The 19,326-nt window shown below is 63.4% G+C and carries 19 protein-coding genes; 15 read left to right on the forward strand and 4 right to left on the reverse strand.

What is annotated here, in order from left to right; all coding sequences use genetic code 11:
- The first annotated feature begins 15 nt into the window (after positions 1-15).
- Genes EV663_RS02945 through EV663_RS02955 form a run of 3 tightly spaced genes read left to right on the forward strand, consistent with a single transcriptional unit; the run spans position 16 to position 2,458 of the window.
- Positions 16-678: a DUF6778 family protein gene (locus tag EV663_RS02945; RefSeq protein WP_132950256.1), complete on the forward strand. Its 663-nt coding sequence runs from the start codon at positions 16-18 to the stop codon at positions 676-678.
- 41 nt (positions 679-719) lie between these two features.
- Positions 720-1,919, forward strand: coding sequence for an RSP_2647 family RNA methyltransferase (locus EV663_RS02950; RefSeq protein WP_132950257.1), 1,200 nt, complete (start codon positions 720-722; stop codon positions 1,917-1,919).
- On the forward strand, positions 1,916-2,458 hold the full coding sequence (locus tag EV663_RS02955; protein WP_132950258.1) for an RSP_2648 family PIN domain-containing protein: 543 nt from the start codon (positions 1,916-1,918) through the stop codon (positions 2,456-2,458). Before EV663_RS02950 ends, EV663_RS02955 begins: the two co-directional genes overlap by 4 nt.
- Before the next feature lie 6 nt (positions 2,459-2,464).
- Here the strand turns inward: EV663_RS02955 and EV663_RS02960 are convergent, their stop codons facing one another.
- The 3 genes from EV663_RS02960 to EV663_RS02970 are packed head-to-tail and all read right to left on the reverse strand — an operon-like array spanning position 2,465 to position 5,378.
- On the reverse strand, positions 2,465-3,334 hold the full coding sequence (locus EV663_RS02960; protein ID WP_132950259.1) for an NAD-dependent epimerase/dehydratase family protein: 870 nt from the start codon (positions 3,332-3,334) through the stop codon (positions 2,465-2,467).
- A complete protein-coding gene (locus EV663_RS02965; RefSeq protein ID WP_132950260.1) occupies positions 3,331-4,164 on the reverse strand; it encodes a glycosyltransferase in 834 nt (277 codons plus the stop codon). Before EV663_RS02965 ends, EV663_RS02960 begins: the two co-directional genes overlap by 4 nt.
- A complete protein-coding gene (locus tag EV663_RS02970; protein ID WP_132950261.1) occupies positions 4,161-5,378 on the reverse strand; it encodes an NAD-dependent epimerase/dehydratase family protein in 1,218 nt (405 codons plus the stop codon). The genes EV663_RS02965 and EV663_RS02970 overlap by 4 nt, the downstream gene beginning before the upstream one ends.
- Positions 5,379-5,657: 279 nt before the next feature.
- Here EV663_RS02970 and EV663_RS02975 point away from each other — a divergent pair, with 279 nt between their 5' ends.
- Both EV663_RS02975 and EV663_RS02980 read left to right on the forward strand, forming a co-directional pair.
- The gene (locus tag EV663_RS02975; protein ID WP_132950262.1) at positions 5,658-7,295 is read left to right on the forward strand and encodes a tetrathionate reductase family octaheme c-type cytochrome; all 1,638 of its coding nucleotides are present in this window, start codon (positions 5,658-5,660) and stop codon (positions 7,293-7,295) included.
- On the forward strand, positions 7,288-8,001 hold the full coding sequence (locus tag EV663_RS02980; protein WP_132950263.1) for a cytochrome b/b6 domain-containing protein: 714 nt from the start codon (positions 7,288-7,290) through the stop codon (positions 7,999-8,001). Before EV663_RS02975 ends, EV663_RS02980 begins: the two co-directional genes overlap by 8 nt.
- Positions 8,002-8,101: 100 nt before the next feature.
- Here the strand turns inward: EV663_RS02980 and mepK are convergent, their stop codons facing one another.
- Positions 8,102-8,668: a peptidoglycan L,D-endopeptidase MepK gene (mepK, locus tag EV663_RS02985; RefSeq protein ID WP_132950264.1), complete on the reverse strand. Its 567-nt coding sequence runs from the start codon at positions 8,666-8,668 to the stop codon at positions 8,102-8,104.
- Between the two features lie 363 nt (positions 8,669-9,031).
- Here mepK and EV663_RS02990 point away from each other — a divergent pair, with 363 nt between their 5' ends.
- The 10 genes from EV663_RS02990 (at position 9,032) to pgi (ending at position 19,304) form a co-directional block, all read left to right on the forward strand.
- A complete protein-coding gene (locus EV663_RS02990) occupies positions 9,032-10,636 on the forward strand; it encodes a L,D-transpeptidase family protein (protein WP_132950265.1) in 1,605 nt (534 codons plus the stop codon).
- Positions 10,637-10,690: 54 nt separating this feature from the next.
- The gene (gene lpxD / locus EV663_RS02995) at positions 10,691-11,782 is read left to right on the forward strand and encodes a UDP-3-O-(3-hydroxymyristoyl)glucosamine N-acyltransferase (RefSeq protein WP_132950266.1); all 1,092 of its coding nucleotides are present in this window, start codon (positions 10,691-10,693) and stop codon (positions 11,780-11,782) included.
- Positions 11,783-11,815: 33 nt separating this feature from the next.
- The gene (locus tag EV663_RS03000; RefSeq protein WP_132950267.1) at positions 11,816-12,082 is read left to right on the forward strand and encodes an acyl carrier protein; all 267 of its coding nucleotides are present in this window, start codon (positions 11,816-11,818) and stop codon (positions 12,080-12,082) included.
- Positions 12,079-13,287 carry a beta-ketoacyl-[acyl-carrier-protein] synthase family protein gene (locus EV663_RS03005; RefSeq protein WP_132950268.1) on the forward strand — a complete coding sequence of 403 codons (1,209 nt, stop codon included), beginning with the start codon at positions 12,079-12,081 and terminating at the stop codon, positions 13,285-13,287. Before EV663_RS03000 ends, EV663_RS03005 begins: the two co-directional genes overlap by 4 nt.
- 90 nt (positions 13,288-13,377) lie before the next feature.
- Complete coding sequence (locus EV663_RS03010; protein ID WP_132950419.1) at positions 13,378-14,007, forward strand: DNA-3-methyladenine glycosylase family protein; 630 nt, start codon at positions 13,378-13,380, stop codon at positions 14,005-14,007.
- Entirely contained in the window at positions 14,004-14,678 is a 675-nt protein-coding gene (locus EV663_RS03015) for an alpha/beta hydrolase (RefSeq protein WP_132950269.1), read from the forward strand. Before EV663_RS03010 ends, EV663_RS03015 begins: the two co-directional genes overlap by 4 nt.
- Before the next feature lie 227 nt (positions 14,679-14,905).
- A complete protein-coding gene (locus EV663_RS03020) occupies positions 14,906-15,490 on the forward strand; it encodes an HNH endonuclease (RefSeq protein ID WP_132950270.1) in 585 nt (194 codons plus the stop codon).
- A 75-nt stretch (positions 15,491-15,565) separates the two neighbouring features.
- Positions 15,566-17,020: a glucose-6-phosphate dehydrogenase gene (gene zwf / locus EV663_RS03025; protein ID WP_132950271.1), complete on the forward strand. Its 1,455-nt coding sequence runs from the start codon at positions 15,566-15,568 to the stop codon at positions 17,018-17,020.
- The gene (gene pgl, locus EV663_RS03030; RefSeq protein WP_132950272.1) at positions 17,017-17,685 is read left to right on the forward strand and encodes a 6-phosphogluconolactonase; all 669 of its coding nucleotides are present in this window, start codon (positions 17,017-17,019) and stop codon (positions 17,683-17,685) included. Before zwf ends, pgl begins: the two co-directional genes overlap by 4 nt.
- On the forward strand, positions 17,682-19,304 hold the full coding sequence (gene pgi / locus EV663_RS03035; protein ID WP_132950273.1) for a glucose-6-phosphate isomerase: 1,623 nt from the start codon (positions 17,682-17,684) through the stop codon (positions 19,302-19,304). The genes pgl and pgi overlap by 4 nt, the downstream gene beginning before the upstream one ends.
- Positions 19,305-19,326 lie beyond the last annotated feature (22 nt).

The raw sequence follows: 19,326 nt of genomic DNA on the forward strand, positions 1-19,326 counted from the left end.
AAGGAGGATCGAGCGATGAAAACGATGCGTCTGTCCCTTTCCCTTGTCCTGGCCGCGGCCTTGGCGCTGAGCGCCTGCGCGTCGGTTGAAACGGCGAGCCGCGACGCGCCCCTCGGCCTGTCGCCGCACCTGTCGCTGGCTGCGCCGCAATCCGGTGATCTGTCCCATGCCCCGGACGCCGGGTTGGATGTGCGCGCGATCAACGTGAGGGTACCCCTTGAGTTGACGGTATCCGAGGCCAACAGCTATCGGCCCGTTGCCGATATCGTCTGGCGCGGGGATGCCTTTGGTGATCGCCATGCGCAGGTGCAGGCCATTTTCGAAGAGGCGGCGAAGCGGGCGATAGCGGGTGCCCGCCCCGGGCAGGAGGCGGTCCTCGATATCCAGGTCACCCGCTTTCATGCGCTGACTGAAAAGGCGCGTTATACGATAGGGGGGGTTCATGACCTTCATTTCTTTGTTGCATTGCGCGATTCCCGCACCGGCCTGCCCCTTGCCGAACCGGTGCTGGTCCAAACCGAGTTGAAGGCATTTGGCGGCACCCGCGCGATCAAGGCGATGCGGCAAGGCGAGACCCAGAAGGTGCGCATCACCCGCCATCTTGCAGGCGTGATAGCCGAGCAACTGGCGCGCTTTGTCCCCGCGGGGGAGGCGTGGCGCGGTTCCAAGGGGGGGTGAGGCCCCTTTTCGAACCTGCGGCAAGGCCGTAAAGGAGGGGTATGAATGATGCCCCTTACCCCGTTATCCGCCTGAGGCCCAAGGCTGAGTCGCGCGCGCTGCGCCACGGCTTTCCTTGGGTCTATTCCGATGAGCTTGTCACCGACCGACGGACTCGCGCACTTGCGCCAGGCACGCTGGCCCGGCTGGAGGATGCCGAAAGGCGTGTGCTGGGGCTTGTGGCGCTCAATCCGGCCTCGCGCATCATCGCCCGGATGCTGGACCGCGATCCCGACGCGGTGATCGATGCAGCCTGGTTTGCCGCGCGGCTGGAACGGGCACAGGCGTTGCGCACGCGGCTCTACGATACGCCCTTTTACCGGCTGGTGCATGCCGAGGCCGATGGTTTGCCAGGGGTGGTGATCGATCGGTTCGGCGATGCGGTGGTGATCCAGCCCAATGCCGCCTGGGCCGAGGCGCATGTTGAGGCATTGGCCGAGGCGGTGGTCGCGGTGACCGGGGCCGAGGTGCTGGTAAAGAACGGCACCGGGCGGGCGCGGGGGCTGGAAGGGCTGGCCGAGGAAACCGTGCTTTTGCAAGGGGTTCTCGACCGTCCGGTGCCGGTATCCATGAACGGGGCCACCTACATGGCCGATCTGCTGGGCGGGCAAAAGACGGGTCTGTTCTACGATCAGCGGCCGAACCATGCCTTTGCCGCGCGCCTGGCCAAGGGTGCGCGGGTACTAGACGTGTTCTCGCATGTGGGGGGCTTTGCGCTGGCGGCGCTGGCCGGCGGGGCAGAGTATGCGCTATCGGTAGACGGGTCTGCCCCGGCGCTGGCGCTTGCGCAGGGCGGGGCGCAGGCGATGGGCATGTCGGATCGCTTTGCTACGCGGCAGGGCGATGCCTTTGACGTTATGGCGGCATTGGCTGACGAGGGTGCAAGTTTCGACCTGGTGGTTTGTGATCCGCCAGCCTTTGCGCCGAACCGTGCAGCGCTTGAGGCGGGCCTTCGGGCTTATGAACGAGTTGCACGGCTCGCCGCCGGGCTGGTCGCGCCAGGGGGGTATCTGGGGCTTTGTTCATGTTCCCATGCGGCCGACCTGAGCCGGTTCCGCGCGGCCAGCGCCCGGGGTATCGGCAAGGCCGGGCGGCGGGGGCAGATCCTGTACACCGGTTTTGCCGGACCCGATCACCCGGTGCTGCCGCAACTGGCCGAGTCGGGCTATCTCAAGGCGCTGTTCTTCCGCTTGGCGCCATGAGGGCGCTGCTGGACGCCTGCGTGCTGTATCCCACGGTGCTGCGGGAAATCCTTCTGGGCGTGGCGCGCGAGGGGTTGTTCACGCCGCTTTGGTCCGCGCGCATCCTGGAGGAATGGGCGCGCGCGGCGCGCAAGATCGGCCCGACGGGCGAGGCGCAGGCACGGGCCGAGGTCGCGCTGGTCCGCGCCGCCTGGCCGGGGGCTGAGGTTGCGCCGAAAGAGGGGCTGGAGGCGCGGCTGTGGCTCCCCGATGTCAATGACCGCCATGTGCTGGCCGCCGCGATCGCGGGCAGCGCCGATGTGATCGTGACCTTCAATGCCCGGGATTTCCCCCGCCATGTCCTGGACGAAGAGGGGCTGAGGCGGGATGCGCCGGATGCGGTATTGATGGCGTTCTGGCTGGCGCGCCCGGACGTTGTGGAGCAGGTCGTGAAAAGGGTGCATGCGCAGGCCGAGAAGATGTCGGGAGAGCCGATGCCCATGCGCGCCTTGCTGAAACGCGCGCGTCTGCCGCGACTGGGCAAGGCGCTGGCGGGCTGATCGCCGTTACAAGAGCCGGGGCAGGATGGCCCGCAACCGGGTCATGCCGCCGGGCGTCCAGCCCAGCGCCTGCATCCGGGTGCAGTCCATCGCGCTGACCGGGCTGTCGCTGCGGGCGGGCAGGGGGGCGGTCAGCCCCTCGGCCTTGGCCAAGAGCGCCAGCAGGTCGTGCCGGTCCAGCAGGATGTCCGACAGGTTGAAGGCCCGCCCGGCGACCCGGGCCGGGTCCGCCGCACGCAACAGCCGCCCGGCCTCGGCCAGGTCCGCGCCATGCACTTCCGTCCCCCGTCGCGGGGCGATGGCGCGGCCCGCGCGGAACTCTTCGAACAGGTCCGCCCATTTGTGCCGCTGCCCGGGTGCGGCCGGTCCGTAGACCCCGGTGGCACGCAGGGACACGGGAACGAAACCTGGGGCGGCCATGGCGAACAGCGCCTGCTCGGCCTGGTGCTTGACCTGGCCGTACAGCGTGTCCGGGCGCGGTGCCATCTCCTCGGTCAGCACGGTGCCGGGCGGGTAGGCGCCATAGACCGCGCGGCTCGACAGGAACAGAACCCGTCGCAGGCCAGAGGCCCGCGCAGCCTCGAACAGCGCAATCGACCCGTCGAGATTGGCGCGCACGAATCCCTTCGGATCGTCGCCTTCGCCGCCACGATAGCGCCCCGGCACATGGGCAAAGGCGCAGTGGATCAGCGTGTCATGGCCCGTCAGGTCGGGCCGGTCGCCAAGGCTGTACGGCCGATGCGCGACGGGGGCCGAAAAGAAGCCGGGCGGCGGTGTGCGACGGGTCAGCACGGTGACGGGCTCATTGCGCGCCAGCGCCTCTTCGACGAAGAAGCGGCCGACCAGGCCGGTGGCGCCGGTGACGGCCAGGCTCATGCCGGGTTGGGCAGGTTGGCGGGGTCCGGGATCCCCTCGCCGGATTCATAGGCGCGCCACAGTTCGATCAGCGGGCGCAGCCGGTCCGCCTTGGCGTGGTCCTGCCAGGGCTTTTCGTACTGGAAATGCAGCACGCGGATGTCGGGCCAGTTCCACAGCTCGGGCAGGTTGAACCAGACATATTGCAGCATGTTGTCGAAGACCGGCAGCCCGTGCCAGTTCGGGAAATAATCCTGCAGGAAGGTCTGGTCGGTGCGCCGCCAGAAGGCGCCCGGGGCATCCAGCCGCGCCAGCATCGCCTCGAACGTCGCGGCAGAGGGCCGTGCGGTGAAGACACCGGAATTCAGGCGGTGGAAATCGGCGAGGCTTTCATAGACATTCGGCGCGGCCGAGAATTCGGGGTAGTCGAACAGCCGGTCTATATTCTGCAAAACCAGCGTGTCGGCATCCAGAAACACCACGCGGTCATAGTCGAGCTGCCAGAGCCTGAGCTTGCAGAAATTATCGAGCGGTGTGTGAAAGGCCGGCTTTTCCCCCTTGGTGAACGGGGCAAGCCCATGGATGCGGTCGCGCGCATGCGCCGCGTTGAAGGCATCCGACGTCGGCAAAAGACCGGTTTCCACAAGCCGCGCGCCCAGTCGGGCGAGCGGGGTCAGTGCGGCCGGGTCCACGCCGCCCGTATGCAGCACGCACAGATCGGCCGTCGTCCCCGTCAGCTTCAGCGACCGGATCAGCGCCTTGGCCCCCAACGCGAAATCCGCGTTGGTGACCAATGTGACGTAGGACCGGGCGCTGCCCGCCGGTTTGGCGGGCCTCAGCCCGTCGGTCATGACACAGATTTCAGGCGCTTGCCCTCGGGATCATGGTTCACCCGGTGGGCGATTTCCCTGGTCCAGGCCGAATGCGCCGGCACGCGCGAGCGGTCGATGCGGTGGGCGTATTTCCTTGCGATCTCGATCACCTCTTCCAACAAACCCTCTTGCAGGGTGATCGGGTTCAGGCCGAGGTCGAGGAAGTGTTCGTTCTTGACCTCCAGCTCGTTCTCGGCGGCCTCCTTGCGCGGGTTCGGCAGATAGGCGATCTCGGCCCCGGTCATTTTTGCCACCAGTTCCGCCAGGTCGCGCACACGGTGCGTCTCGGTCATCTGGTTGAAGATCTTGACCCGTTCGCCCGCCTCGGGGGCATCGCGCAGCGCCAGTTCGATGCAGCGCACCGTGTCCTGGATATGGATGAAGGCCCGCGTCTGCCCGCCGGTGCCATGCACCGTCAGCGGATAGCCGATGGCGGCCTGGGCCAGGAAGCGGTTCAGCACCGTGCCGTAATCGCCGTCATAGTCGAACCGGTTGATCAGCTGTTCATGCCGCTTGGTCTGATCGGTGTTGGTACCCCAGACGATGCCCTGGTGCAGGTCGGTGATGCGCAGGTTGTCGTTCTGAGCATAGAACTGGAACATGATCTGATCCAGCGACTTGGTCATGTGATAGACCGATCCGGGCTTGGTCGGATACAGGATTTCCTGACCCTTGGGGCCGGTGGGCGTGTCGATGGTGACATCGAGATAGCCCTCTGGGATCGGGGCGCCGACCGTCGAATAGCCGTAGACCCCGGTCGTGCCCAGGTGCACCAGATGCGCGTCGATGCCGGTTTCCACCAGGGCCACCAGCAGGTTGTGGGTGGCGTTGATGTTGTTGTCGACGGTGTAGATCTTGTGCCGCTCGGAAATCATCGAGTAGGGCGCGGCGCGTTGCTCGGCGAAATGGATGATGGCGTCGGGTTTCTCGTCGCGCAGCCAGTCGCGCAGGCGGTAATATTCCTTGGCCAGGTCGATCAGGTGGAAGTGGATCTTCTCGCCCGAGACCTCTTTCCAGATCCGGCAGCGTTCCTGGATCGAATCCATCGGTGTCAGCGATTGCACGCCCAGTTCGGTGTCGATCCAGCGGCGGCTGAGGTTGTCGATGATATGAACCTCGTGACCGAGGTTGGACAGGTGGAGCGAGGTGGGCCAGCCGCAGAAACCGTCGCCCCCGAGAACCGCAATCTTCATCAACATCTCCTTTCGGAATGGTTTGTCCGGAGCATCGCACGAACCGGAATGGCTGATGCGTTAGCGGATGCGCCAAGTGGATGTCATTTGAAAGTTTTGTGTCACCTGGCGGAATTCAGCCTTTCCGGTCACAGGTTCGTGGGAAACTTGCGCAAGATCAAGGCATGCGGGGCCTGTCCTGCCTTACAATCGTTCTAAAGGTATCTTCCCTTTGAATAAGTTATGTCGTAGGTATACCTTTGAATACAAGAGTCGTGCCACGCGTCGGGAGGAATTCGCATGCGCAAGTTGGGGCTGGGGCGGATAGTTCTGGCGGTTGTCTTGGGGATGGCCGGTCCGGCCGCTCTTTGGGCGCAAGAGACGCCGCAGATTTCCGAAAGCACGGCCGATCATTCCAAGTTCAAGGAATTGCAAAAGGACTTTGCCTCGGGCCCCGAGGTCACCGCGGCCTGCCTGTCTTGTCACACCGAGGCCGCGACGCAGGTCAAGCATTCGATCCACTGGAAATGGGAATTCGATAATCCAACCACCGGGCAAACGCTGGGCAAGCGCCATGTCCTGAATTCGTTCTGCGGCAACGTGGCATCTAACGAACCGCGCTGCACCTCATGTCATGTGGGCTATGGCTGGGACGACATGGACCAGCCGCCCCCCGCGCAGGACGCGGCGGTGGATTGCCTTGTCTGCCACGACACCTCGGGCCAGTACACCAAGCTGGCCACCGGGGCGGGACACCCGCCGATGGCGGCCAAGGGCAAGACCATCACCGGGGCCGATGCCTGGGTCGTGGACCTGAAGGAAGCCGCCCAAAGCGTTGGCGAGCCGACGCGTCAGAATTGTGGCAGCTGTCATTTCTACGGTGGCGGCGGGGACAACGTGAAACACGGCGATCTTAGCTCGGCGCTCTATCACCCGGCTCGCGATGTCGATGTTCACATGGCCGAGGATGGCCTGAACTTTACCTGTGAAACCTGCCACCATTCCGACAAGCATGTTTTCGCGGGTTCGCGCTATGACGTTCATGCGACCGATCCAGAGGGCGCCGGCCAGCCCGGCATGATGCGCAAGGATGTCGCGACCTGCGAGAGCTGTCATGGCGATACACCCCATGATATGCTGACGGTGACGGGCATCAAGCTTAACGACCATGTCGATCGCGTCGCCTGCCAGACTTGCCACATCCCGAGTTTCGCCCGCGGCGGTGTGGCGACCAAGACCCGCTGGGATTGGTCCACGGCCGGCAAGATGGACGAACAGGGTCAGCCGCTGCACCTGAGCGAGTATACCCAGGGTGACGGCAAGGAGCTGCATACCTATCTCGCGACCAAGGGCGATTTCGAATACGGTGAAAACGTCGTTCCCTATTACAGCTGGTTCAATGGTCAGGTCGATTACACCACTGCCGACGAGGTGATCGACCCCAGCCAGGTCGTCGAGGTGAACAGGATCGCCGGAAGCGCCGAGGACGGGCGTTCGCGTATCTGGCCGTTCAAGCGGATGGAAGGGCGACAGGCCTATGACTCCGTTCTCAACCATCTCGTCTATTCGAATGTCTGGGGGCCGACCACCGAAACTGCCTTCTGGACGAATTTCGACTGGGGCAAGGCGATCGAGGCGGGGATGAAGGCCGCCGGGGCCGAGTATTCCGGCCAATATGGTTTTGTCGATACACACATGTACTGGCCGATCACCCACATGGTCGCGCCGTCCGAGGATGCCGTGGCCTGCGATGAATGCCACACCAGCAATGGCCGGTTGGCGGGCCTGGCTGGGTTCTACATGCCCGGTTCGCAACCGTTCAGCATCGGCGGCATCCTGGGCATGCTCGTTTTCGTCGCGATGGCAGGCGGCGTGCTGCTGCATACCACGCTGCGGGTCATCATGCGCGGCGGCAAGAAAGGGACCACCCATGACTGATGCACCCCATGCCCCCAATCTCGACAACGTCGTCGAGACCTGTCCTGACTGCAACGAACGCGAGGTGTTGATCTATCCCAAGTTCGAACGGCTCTGGCACTGGTCGCAAGCGGGCTCGATCATGATCCTGATGTTTACGGGTTTGGGGATGAACGGCTTTCACAGCCTGATCAGCTTCGAGCTGGCGGTGCGGCTGCATACGCTGGTGGCGCTGGCGCTTCTGCTTTTGTGGGTGTTCGCCACCTTCTGGCTGTTCACGACCGGCACCTACAAGGTGTTCCTGCCGCGTGTGGTGGGACTTTTCAAGGTGGCACGCTTTTATGCCTATGGCGTGTTCAAGGGGGAACATCACCCCTACCAGAAAAGTCTTACCCGTCGGCTCAACCCGTTGCAGGCACTGGCCTATTCGGCACTAAAGACCGTGGTCTTCCCGTTGGTCTGGGGCTCGGGCATCGTCTATCTGACGTATAATTTCTGGGAACCCCTGCCCAATGCCTCGTTATGGCTGGAGGTTGTCGCCAATGTTCACCTGGCGGTGGCTTGGTTCGTTGCAGGATTCGTGATCCTTCACATCTATCTGCTGACCATCGGCCATTCGTTCCGCGAGGGCGTGCGCCCGATGATCCGGGGCACCGAAACCGTGGCCCTGACCCCCGAGCAGGAGGCCTATCTCGAAAGGCACGAGACCTGGCGCCTGGTGAAATGACAGGGCCTTCACCTCGAATGCGAAAGGCGCCCTTTGGGGCGCCTTTTTCGTTCTGGGTCGATCTGTTTGGTGTGGCCCACGCACAAGGGTGGAAGGGTGCCTAGCTGCCCCAGTTGCGGACCGGACCGCAATCCATGTGTACGAAGTTGGATCGCGAATAGCGCCCCACGCCGCCTGCATGACAGGCCGAGGCAGCCTTGGCCACCTGGTTGACCGAGCGGCTTTGCAGACGCACATCGGCGGCCTGGCCCTTCATATGCAGCGAGTTCTTTGCAACGCCGGAAGAGCGCGCGCGTAGCATTGCATTGGTCTGGGGCGAGCGATAGCCCGATAACAGCATGTAAGGTTCGTCCACGTCCATCAGGCCGTGTGCGGCCGCCAGGATGTCGAGATTGCGCAGGTCCATCGACACGACCAGATCGTTGCGCCAGTCGCGCATGAAATGGTTAATCTCGTCGACGGCTTCCTTGATGTAATCGCCCTCGATCCAGTAGATCGTGTCGATATTTTCGCCGGTGCGGCCCGAATACATTCGGAGGCGTCGCACATCGCCTGCCCCGCGCAAAAGGCCGAACGCCTTTGCATAGGAGGGTGCGGCTGTTACGGTGGTCGCCGCGAACGCTGCAAGAATGCCGCGGCGTGAAAAGCCGGTCTGTCGTTTGGTCATGAGCTGGGTGCCCGCCCTCGTTTTATGTCCTGGACTGCGTTTTCGCAGCATTATTTGTGCCAAACCGCGATGTTCTGGCGGTTTGTCGCGCTCATCCCCAAGGCGCGAAAGGCTTATCGCATATCGATGCCTATGGGCCAAGCAGTGATTCGACGCGCCGCCGTGCAGCGAGGCGAAACCGGCAAAATTCTGCTCATTCCTCATTCGGCGGATCGATTTTTCCTCGGGTGAGGGGCGGATGCAACATGTGCGCTGCCCGCAATTGGGGCGTCTTGCGAAATGGAATGGACAGGGCAAGGCGTTTGCCCGATCCTTGAATACGCTGGGGAAAGAAAGATTTTGATATATCGGGGAAGGGTTTTGATGGGTATCGCGATCGTGAAACGTGGCATCGGGGCCGCGGCAATTGCGCTGTGGCTTGGGACGGCGGCGTTGCCGGTTCAGGCTGCGATGGAGTTGACGGCGTTCAAGCAATCGGTCGCGGCCGAGGCATCACAAGACTCCGCGATCGCCGCCTTCTACCGCGATCGCGACTATGCCCCGTTCTGGACCTCGCCCGAGGCCGCCGCCCATCGCAGTGCCTTGCTGCACGCGGTGGCTGGTGCCGGGGTGCATGGCCTGCCGGTGTCACGCTATGATTCCGATGCGCTGATCGCGACGTTCCGGGATGCCCTCACCCAGCGTGACATGGGGCGGGCCGAGGTGGCGGCGATGCGCCTGTTCCTGGCCTATGCGCAGGATATCAGCAACGGCGTTCTCGATCCGAACAAGGTCGTTCCCGACATCAAGCGCAAGGCTGACCGCATCGATCCAGCCGCGATGATGAAAGAGTTTGCCAAGGCTGACTCGCCCGAGGCGTTCTTGAAGGCTTTGCCGCCCGAGAGCCCGGAATATGCCCGGCTGCTGCGTGAAAAGCTGCGTCTTGAACGGCGTATCGCCAACGGGGGGTGGGGTGATCCGGTTCCCATCTCTGCCCTGCGTCCGGGCGATAGCGGACCGCAGGTCGTTGCGCTGCGCAATCGGCTGATCGCGATGGATTACCTGCCGCGCACGGCCACCCGCACCTATGATGGCGCGATGCAAAAGGCGGTGCAGAGGTTCCAGCTTGATCACGGGCTTGAACCTGACGGGGTTGCAGGCACGGGCACCGTTGCGGAGATCAATCTCGGTCCCGAAAAGCGCCTGCAACAGGTGCTGGTCGCGATGGAGCGTGAACGGTGGCTGGGAGATGCCCGTGGCACCAAGCATGTCCTTGTCAACATCACGGATTTCCATGCGCGCATCGTCGAGGATGGCGAGGTTGTGTTTGAAACCCGTTCGGTCGTCGGCCAGAACCGGCATGACCAGCGCACGCCGGAATTTTCGGATGAGATGGATCACATGGTCATCAATCCCAGTTGGCATGTGCCCCGGTCGATCGCGGTCAACGAATACCTGCCGCAGATGATCGCCAATCCCGGCGCGGCGCGCCATCTGCAACTGGTGGATGGCCGCGGCCGCGTGGTCAGCCGCAGCGCGATCGATTTCTCGAAATACAGCCCGCGCAATTTTCCCTTTGACCTGAAACAGCCGCCTTCGCAGGGCAATGCGCTGGGACAGGTCAAGTTCATGTTCCCCAATCCCTACAATATCTACCTTCACGACACGCCCTCCCAGTCGCTCTTCGCGCGTGAAGTGCGGACCTTTTCGCATGGTTGCGTGCGCCTGGACGACCCGTTCGACTTTGCCTATGCGCTGCTTGCAATGCAGACCGATGATCCCAAGGGGTTTTTCCACGAAAAACTGGATACTGGTCGCGAGATCAGGGTCGATCTGGAGCATCCCTTGCCGGTGCATATCATCTATCGCACCGCGCTTGGCGACCCCAAGGGCCGGATGCAGTATCGCCGTGATGTCTATGGCCGGGACAAGGCGATCTTCGAGGCGCTGTCGGAAGCTGGGGTGGTGCTGGCGCCGGTTCGGGGTTAAATCCTCCTCATAGACCGGGGCGCGAAACGCGCGCCTCAAGGGCAGGGGGGCGGCATGGCATTCACCGTTCAGGATATCGCAACCGCACTGGGCGCGCGGCTTGAGGGGGACGGAACGATCCAGATCGTCCGCGCCGCAGAGCCGGCGCATGCCGGCCCGTGTGATATCGCGCTGGCGATGGACCCGAAATACGCCGATGGCCTTGGCCGCGGTGCCGCGCGCGCCGCGATCCTGTGGGACGGCGCCGATTGGCGCGGGCTGGGCTTGGAGGCTGCGGTTTTCGTGCCGCGTCCGCGTTATGCGATGTCGGGGTTGACCCGGCTGATGGATCCGGGCCCCGAGATTGCGCCGGGCATCCACCCGAGCGCCATTATCGAGCCCGGCGCGCGGATCGGCGCCGAGGCGGCCATCGGTCCTTTCGTGGTGGTGGGCGCGCGGGCTGTGATCGGGGACAGGGTGCGCATTGCCTCGCATGCGGTCATCGCCGAAGATGCCCGGGTCGGCGATGACGCACTGATCCTTCACGGGGTTCGGATCGGCGCGCGAGTGCGTATCGGTGACCGATTTGTCGCCCAGCCCGGCGCCGTGGTTGGGGCGGATGGGTTTTCTTTCGTGACCCCCGAGAAATCGGCTGTCGAGAACGTGCGCGAAACCCTGGGGGCCCGGGGCGATGCGGCCGCGCAAGGCTGGACGCGCATTCATTCCCTGGGCGCGGTCACCATCGGCGATGATGTGGAACTTGGTGCCAATACCTGCGTCGACCGCGGCACGATCCGCGACACCTCGATCGGTTCGGGCACCAAGCTGGATAATCTTGTTCATGTCGGCCACAATGTACAGATCGGCCGCGATTGCCTGCTCTGCGGTCAAGTGGGTATCGCCGGATCGTCGAAAATCGGCGACCGCGTGGTGTTTGCCGGGCAGGTCGGCGTGAACGACAACATCTTCGTGGGCGACGATGTCGTGGCCGGGGGCGCGACCAAGATATTTACCAATGCACCGGCGGGCCGGGTGCTTTTGGGGTATCCTGCGATGAAGATGGAGTCTCATATAGAGGCCTATCGGGGTTTGCGTCGTCTGCCGCGTCTCTTCGCGCAGGTTGCCGCGCTGCAAAAAGCGGTTTCAAAGACCCACGATACCGACTAAACGAAGCCTGATTTCACGCAAAAGGGCACATTCATGTCGGACAGCGTCAGGGACAAGGTGATTGCGATCATCGCCGAACAGGCGGTGCTGGAGGTGTCGGACGTCAAGATGGAGTCGACGCTTGAGGAATTGGGGATCGACAGCCTCGGCCTCGTCGAATCGATTTTTGCCATCGAAGAGGCGTTCGATATCCAGGTCCCCTTCAATGCGAACGATCCCAGCGAAAGCGATTTCGACATTTCGTCGGTCGCGGCGATCGTGACGGCTGTCGAGCAATTGGTGGCCGATCAGAGGGGATGAAGCGCGTCGTCATCACAGGGCAGGGCACGATCAACGCGCTTGGCCAATCGGTGCCCGAAACTCTGGCGGCATTTCGCGAGGGTCGTTGCGGAATTGGTCCTCTCGATATCCGCGATGTCGACCGGTTATCGATCAAGATCGGCGGCCAGGTTCGTGGTTATGAGCCAGAGAGCCATTTCAACCGCCAGCAGATCGCGCTTTACGATCGGTTCACCCAGTTCACGCTTTTGGCCGCGCGCGAGGCGCTGGCGCAGTCCGGGCTGGATTTTTGCGGCGAGCTGTCGCTCGAATCGGGGGTTGCACTGGGCACCTCCGGCGGCGGGATGAACACGCTGGACGAGAATTACCGCTCGGTCTACGAGGACGGCAAGAACCGGGTTCATCCCTTCGTTGTGCCCAAGCTGATGAACAACGCGGCGGCCAGTCACGTCTCGATGACGTTCAACCTCAAGGGGCCCAGTTTTACCGTCGCGACCGCCTGTTCTTCGTCGAACCATGCGATGGGGCAGGCATTCCACATGATCCGTTCGGGCATGACCCGGGTGATGGTCACCGGCGGGTCGGAATCGATGCTGTGCTTTGGCGGCATCAAGGCGTGGGAAGGGCTGCGGGTGATGTCCAAGGACGGCTGCCGTCCGTTCTCGGCCAATCGCAACGGCATGGTTCAGGGCGAAGGCGCGGCGATCTTCGTCTTCGAGGACTACGAACATGCCCGCGCCCGTGGGGCCGAAATTCTCGCCGAGGTTGTAGGGTTTGCCATGACGGCAGACGCCTCCGACATCGTGATGCCCTCGCGCCAGGGGGCGGCACGGGCGATTTCCGGCGCGCTGCGCGACGCGCGGCTGACGCCCGAGGACGTGGATTACATCAACGCCCATGGCACCGGGACCGCCGCCAACGACAAGACCGAATGCGCCGCGGTTGCCGATGTGTTCGGCCCCCATGCAGACAAGTTGATGATCTCGTCGACCAAGTCGATGCATGGCCATCTGATCGGTGGAACCGGTGCGGTCGAACTCTTGGCCTGTATCATGGCCTTGAAAGACGGCGTGGTCGCGCCGACCATCGGATATGACGAACCCGACCCGGAATGCACCCTCGACGTGGTGCCCAACCACGCGCGCGAGGCCAAGGTCGATACGGTCCTGTCCAATGCCTTTGCCTTTGGCGGGCTGAACGCTGTCTTGGCTTTGCGAAAGGCGTAAGGCCCGGTCGCGTTGGTCCTGGTGCGCCGGGGACGGCGCGGGGGCATTGTCCTGTGGTGGTGGCGGGGCGATTGGCCTAGCCTGTGTCACATGATGGAACGGATCATCGAAACCGAGGACTGCGTGGCCGAGGGGGCGGACTACCTTGCCCGGATCGAACCTCGCTTTGCGCACCTCTTGACGCTGACCGGTCCCTTGCCCCTGCGTCGTCGGCCCGACGGGTTTGCCGCGCTGTTGTCGGCCATCGTCAGTCAACAGGTTTCTGTGGCGGCGGCAGACGCCATCTGGGCAAGGATGCAAGTCGCCGGCCTGACAGATCCACAGGTGATCGCGGTGGCCGGGGACGAGGCCCTGCGCGCCTGCGGTCTGTCGCGCCAGAAAATCCGCTACGCCCGTGCGCTGTCCACCGCCGGTATCGATTTTTCCGCGCTTCGCGCGTGCCCGACTGGTGCGGTCATCTCGCGGCTGGTCGCGGTGCCTGGCATCGGCCGCTGGACTGCCGAGATCTATGCCATGTTCTCGCTCGGCCGTGCCGATGTCTTTGCCCCCGGCGATCTGGCCTTGCAAGAGGGCGCGCGGATGCTGTTCGACTTGCCCGAACGTCCCAGGGAAGGCGCGCTCCGGGCAATGGCCGAGGACTGGGCGCCTTGGCGGGCCGTTGCGGCACGCGCGCTTTGGGCCTACTACCGGCTGGCAAAGGACAGGGAGGGCATAAGGTGACGAACAGCTTGACTGCGGGGCGCGTGGGCGCGGCAAGGGGAGAAGCCGAAACGCTGGTGATCTTTCTGCACGGCTATGGTGCCAACGGTGCCGACCTGCTGGGGCTTGCCGATCCGTTGAGCCCGCACATGCCCGGCACGGCCTTTCTTGCCCCCGACGCGCCACAGCCCTGCGCGGGCGCGCCTTTTGGGTATCAATGGTTCCCGATCCCGTGGATCGATGGTTCCAGCCAAGAGGAAAGTGTCTCGGGGATGCGCGACGCGGTGGTCCATCTCGGCGCCTGGCTGGACGAGGTGGCCGAGGATGAAGGTATCGGACCGCGGAACACCATCCTTTTCGGCTTTTCCCAGGGGACGATGATGGCCTTGCATGTGGGGCCACGGCGCAGTCCGGCCTATGCGGGGCTGGTGGGGTTTTCCGGGCGGCTGCTGATGCCCGAACTCTTGGCCGATGAAGCGGTCGAGAAGCCGCCGGTTCTGTTGGTGCATGGTGATGCCGATGACGTGGTTCCGGTTGCTGCGCTGCCCGAGGCGGGCGATGCGCTGGAGGAGGCCGGGTTCGATGTCTATGCCCATGTAATGAATGGCACCGGCCACGGTATTGCCCCAGACGGGTTGAGCGTGGCATTGGCCTTCATGCAGGAAAGGTTGGGGATCGCTCGTCAAGTCTGAGCCTTGGATCGCCGATCCGCCGGGCTTTGGCTGTTGCCCGCCCGCCTGTCTTGCCGTGGATTACGTCACATGCTCGTTACGAGGGCAGGTTAGTCAGCATCCGAACCCACCGTATTTGCGGGGGTTGCCAGGCGGTTAACGCCATATATAGTCATACACAGGCAAGGGGCGGGCGCGTCCCGCCTCGGGGCCGGGATCGGGCAGACGGGGCGGAGGCGGAGTCTCAAATGGACGGCGATTTTAGAAGCACATTCGTGCGTGAACCGGGCAGTCTGAAGCATCACCCCGCTCTTGTTCTGAATGCCGATTATCGCCCGCTTTCCTATTACCCGCTATCGCTGTGGCCATGGCAAGAGGCGGTCAAGGCTGCCTTTCTGGACCGGGTCGATATCGTCGCCGAATACGACCAGGTTGTGCGTAGCCCTTCGCATGAAATCCGAATACCCTCGGTCGTGGTACTCAAAGATTACGTCAAACCTCAAAAGCGCGTGGCCTTCACGCGCTTTAATCTTTTCTTGAGGGACGAATTTTCCTGCCAGTATTGTGGTTCGAGGGGGGATCTGACCTTCGATCATGTCGTGCCACGGGCGCGGGGTGGGGTGACAAGCTGGGAAAATGTCGTGGCAGCCTGTGCCCGGTGCAACCTTCACAAGGGCTCTAAAAGCCTGCGTCAGGCCGGAATGGCTCTGCGCAAGACACCGAAACGTCCGGGCGCGGAAGAGTTACGCAATACCGGCCGCAAGTTTCCGCCCAACTACCTGCACGAAAGCTGGATCGATTTCCTTTACTGGGATGCCGAACTGGAAGCCTGACCCGCGGTTGCGCCGTCTTGTCAGCGTGCTAGACATCGAACAGGCCGCCTTGCGCCGCACGGGGAAGGGTTTCCCATGGTTTCACGCGTCATTCCGGTCGATCTCTTCGACCTGGTTATTTTCGGGGCGACGGGGGATCTGGCCATGCGCAAGATCCTGCCCGCGCTTTATCGCCGGGACCTGGCCGGTCAGTTGCCCGATGGTGCCCGGATCATCGGCGCGGCGAGATCCGATTTCACCGATGCAAGCTGGCGCGACGAGCTGCGGCGCGACCTTGCTGACTGCGTGCCTGCGTCGCTACAAGAGGCGGGCGCGCTGGACCGTTTTCTGAACCGCCTTGGATATGTGCCGATCGATGTGCGGGGCGAGGACGGCTGGCGGGATCTGGCCGCAAGGATACGCCCCAAGGCGATCCAGGCTTATTATTTCTCGGTCGGCCCGGATCTGTTCGGCGACCTGGCGCGTAATCTGCACGCCCATGGCATGAATTCCGAGACTTGCCGGATCGTCGTGGAAAAGCCCTTCGGTCACGATCTTTCCTCGGCACGGGCGCTGAACGCAACGCTGGCGGCCCATTTTCACGAGCATCAGGTTTATCGTATCGACCACTACCTGGGCAAGGAAACCGTGCAGAATCTGATGGCGGTGCGCTTTGGCAACATGCTGTTCGAGCCGCTTTGGAACGCGCAATACGTGGACCATATCCAGATCACCGTGGCTGAAACCGTGGGCGTTGCCGGGCGGGGGGAATATTACGACAAATCCGGCGCTGTGCGTGACATGGTGCAGAACCACATGATGCAGCTTCTATGCCTGATCGCGATGGAACCGCCCTACGCGTTCGAACCGGACGCGGTGCGCGACGAGAAACTCAAGGTGATCCGCGCGCTGGACCCCGTCGCGCCGGATGATATCGTGCGTGGCCAGTATGGCGCGGCAAACGGTTTTGCCTCTTATCTTGAGGATGTGGGAAATCCCGACAGCCATACCGAGAGTTTCATCGCGATCAAGGCACATGTCTCTTCTTGGCGCTGGAAGGGCACGCCCTTTTACCTGCGCACCGGCAAGCGGCTGCGCGCGCGGACGTCCGAGATCGTGGTTACCTTCAAGGACCCTCCGCATTCGATATTCGGTCCGCAGGAGGGACAGAAATCCAACGTTCTCGCTATCCGCCTGCAACCCAACGAGGGCATCAAGCTAAAGGTCACGATCAAGGAACCGGGGCCTGGCGGCATGAGGCTGATCGAGGTGCCTTTGGACATGTCCTTTGCCGAGGCCCTGGGCGAGGGCGCGCGCGACATCGCGGATGCTTATGAGCGCTTGATCATGGATGTGATCCGGGGCAATCAGACATTGTTCATGCGCGGCGACGAGGTCGAGGCCGCATGGGCCTGGACCGATCCGATCATTGCGGCATGGGATGCACGCGAAGACAGGCCACAGCTTTACGATCCGGGCAGTTCGGGGCCGGAGGATGCGCTGATGCTGATGCACAGGGACGGGCGGCGGTGGCGGGAGGTCAAACCGTGAGGCTGGTCGAGTATCCAGATGCCGAGATGATGATGATCTCCCTTGCAAACGTGCTTGCGGGGGAAATTAACGCGGCCCTTACCCATGCCGATCGCGTCAGCATCGCCTTGCCCGGCGGTACGACACCTGGCCCGCTATATGACGATTTGTGCGAGACCGGGCTGGATTGGGACCGCGTGCGCGTGTTGCCCACCGACGAACGGCTTGTGCCGCCCGATCACCCCCGCTCGAACGAGGGTATGTTGCGCGCGCGGCTCTTGACAGGGGCGGCGGCCAGGGCGCGGTTCGTCGGACTGCGTCCCGGCGCCGACGGCATGGCGGGCCTGGTCGAAAGGGTGCGCCGCGCGATGCCGCTGAACATTCTCGTTCTCGGTATGGGCGAGGACATGCATACCGCCTCGCTCTTCCCCGGCGCACCCGAGCTTGAGGCCGCGCTGGCGCCCGACGCGCCGCCGGTGATGCAGATCACCCCCCCCGGCCAGCCCGAGCCGCGCATGACCCTGACGGCGCCGGTACTGCGCGGTGCGTTGTCGACCCATATCCTGATCGCGGGCACCGAAAAGCGCGCCGCGCTGGAACATGCGGCAGAACTTGGCAACCCTCAACTCGCCCCGGTCTCTCTCGCTCTAAGGGGGGCGACGGTGCACTGGACGCAAGAGCAATGACGGTTTCTGCCCTCTGGCAAGCCCTGGATGCGCGCGCCGCCGACATGGCCGGGCGCCCCATTTCCGAACTGTTCCGCGACAAGGCCCGTGCCGAGATATTCTCGGTCCAGGCCGAGGGTATGATGCTGGACTATTCCAAGACCAACATCGATTCCGAAACGCGCGATTTGCTGATCGCGCTTGCACGGGCCGCTGGTTTGGTCGAGCGCCGCGCGGCTATGTTCTCGGGCGAAAAAATCAACGAAACCGAGGGGCGCGCGGTGCTGCATACTGCACTGCGCAATCCCGGCGGCCCCGCCGAAGCGGTCCTGGTCGATGGGCAGGACGTGCTTCCAGGCCTGCGCAATACACTGGTGCGGATGCGCGCCTTTGCCCGTGATCTGCGCGACGGGTGCCTGATCGGGCAGGGGGGGCGCTTCACCGACGTGATCAATATCGGAATCGGAGGCTCTGACCTAGGCCCCGCCATGGCGGTGATGGCGCTTGCCCCTTATCATGACGGGCCGCGTTGTCATTTCGTGTCGAATATCGACGGGGCGCACATCGCCGATACGCTGAAAGGTCTGAATCCCGAGACGACGCTGGTAATCGTCGCCTCGAAGACCTTTACCACCGTCGAGACGATGACCAACGCACAAACCGCCCGCGCCTGGATGGCCAGCCGGGTCGCCGAGCCCGGCGCGCAGTTCGTCGCGCTGTCCTCGGCGCTGGACAAGACCGCCGCCTTTGGCATCGATGCGGAGCGCGTGTTCGGATTCGAGGACTGGGTGGGCGGTCGCTATTCGGTCTGGGGGCCGATCGGGCTGTCGCTGATGCTTGCCATCGGGCCGGATCGGTTCGACGACTTCCTTGCGGGCGGTGCGGCGATGGATGCGCATTTTCGATCCGCCCCGCTGGAACGTAACCTGCCTGCTCTTCTCGCCTTGGTGGGGCTTTGGCACGCGCAGGTACTTGGCTGTGCTACTCGGGCGGTGCTGCCTTACGATCAGCGCCTCGCGCGGCTGCCGGCCTACCTGCAACAGCTTGAGATGGAAAGTAACGGCAAGGGTGTAACCATGGACGGCACGCCCCCCCTGCGCCCCACCGGTCCGGTTGTCTGGGGCGAGCCTGGCACCAACGGCCAACATGCCTTTTACCAACTCATCCACCAGGGCACGCAGGTCGTTCCTTGCGAATTCCTGGTGGCCGCGCGCGGGCATGAGCCCGAGCTTGCCCATCATCATCGCCTGCTGCTTGCCAATGTGCTGGCCCAGTCCAAGGCGTTGATGCGCGGCCGGCCACTGGCCGAGGCCCGCGAGATCGCGGCACGTGCCGGCTATGTCGGCGAGGAACTGGAACGCCAGGCCCGTCACCGTGTCTTTCCCGGCAATCGCCCCTCGGTCACGCTGATCTATCCCGAGCTGGACCCGCGGATGCTGGGCCAGATCATCGCGCTTTACGAACATCGCGTGTTCGTGGAGGGTGTGATCCTGGGGATCAATTCCTTCGATCAATGGGGCGTGGAACTGGGCAAGGAACTGGCGAATTCCCTGGCGCCTTTCCTGGAAGGTGCAGAGGCGACCGACGAATTGGACGCATCTACTCGAGCATTGCTGCGCTTCGTGCGAGAGACGGAATAGCGGGGCGAGGAAGTAATCAACC

Source organism: Rhodovulum bhavnagarense (assembly GCF_004343505.1).
GTDB lineage: Bacteria > Pseudomonadota > Alphaproteobacteria > Rhodobacterales > Rhodobacteraceae > Rhodovulum > Rhodovulum bhavnagarense.

Bases quoted from the DNA above. Each gene is read 5' to 3' on its own strand.
- EV663_RS02945 (WP_132950256.1), top strand. From the start codon at position 16: ATGAAAACGATGCGTCTGTCCCTTTCCCTTGTCCTGGCCGCGGCCTTG.
- EV663_RS02950 (WP_132950257.1), top strand. From the start codon at position 720: ATGAATGATGCCCCTTACCCCGTTATCCGCCTGAGGCCCAAGGCTGAG.
- EV663_RS02955 (WP_132950258.1), top strand. From the start codon at position 1,916: ATGAGGGCGCTGCTGGACGCCTGCGTGCTGTATCCCACGGTGCTGCGG.
- EV663_RS02960 (WP_132950259.1), bottom strand. From the start codon at position 3,334: ATGAGCCTGGCCGTCACCGGCGCCACCGGCCTGGTCGGCCGCTTCTTC.
- EV663_RS02965 (WP_132950260.1), bottom strand. From the start codon at position 4,164: ATGACCGACGGGCTGAGGCCCGCCAAACCGGCGGGCAGCGCCCGGTCC.
- EV663_RS02970 (WP_132950261.1), bottom strand. From the start codon at position 5,378: ATGAAGATTGCGGTTCTCGGGGGCGACGGTTTCTGCGGCTGGCCCACC.
- EV663_RS02975 (WP_132950262.1), top strand. From the start codon at position 5,658: ATGCGCAAGTTGGGGCTGGGGCGGATAGTTCTGGCGGTTGTCTTGGGG.
- EV663_RS02980 (WP_132950263.1), top strand. From the start codon at position 7,288: ATGACTGATGCACCCCATGCCCCCAATCTCGACAACGTCGTCGAGACC.
- mepK (WP_132950264.1), bottom strand. From the start codon at position 8,668: ATGACCAAACGACAGACCGGCTTTTCACGCCGCGGCATTCTTGCAGCG.
- EV663_RS02990 (WP_132950265.1), top strand. From the start codon at position 9,032: ATGGGTATCGCGATCGTGAAACGTGGCATCGGGGCCGCGGCAATTGCG.
- lpxD (WP_132950266.1), top strand. From the start codon at position 10,691: ATGGCATTCACCGTTCAGGATATCGCAACCGCACTGGGCGCGCGGCTT.
- EV663_RS03000 (WP_132950267.1), top strand. From the start codon at position 11,816: ATGTCGGACAGCGTCAGGGACAAGGTGATTGCGATCATCGCCGAACAG.
- EV663_RS03005 (WP_132950268.1), top strand. From the start codon at position 12,079: ATGAAGCGCGTCGTCATCACAGGGCAGGGCACGATCAACGCGCTTGGC.
- EV663_RS03010 (WP_132950419.1), top strand. From the start codon at position 13,378: ATGATGGAACGGATCATCGAAACCGAGGACTGCGTGGCCGAGGGGGCG.
- EV663_RS03020 (WP_132950270.1), top strand. From the start codon at position 14,906: ATGGACGGCGATTTTAGAAGCACATTCGTGCGTGAACCGGGCAGTCTG.
- zwf (WP_132950271.1), top strand. From the start codon at position 15,566: ATGGTTTCACGCGTCATTCCGGTCGATCTCTTCGACCTGGTTATTTTC.
- pgi (WP_132950273.1), top strand. From the start codon at position 17,682: ATGACGGTTTCTGCCCTCTGGCAAGCCCTGGATGCGCGCGCCGCCGAC.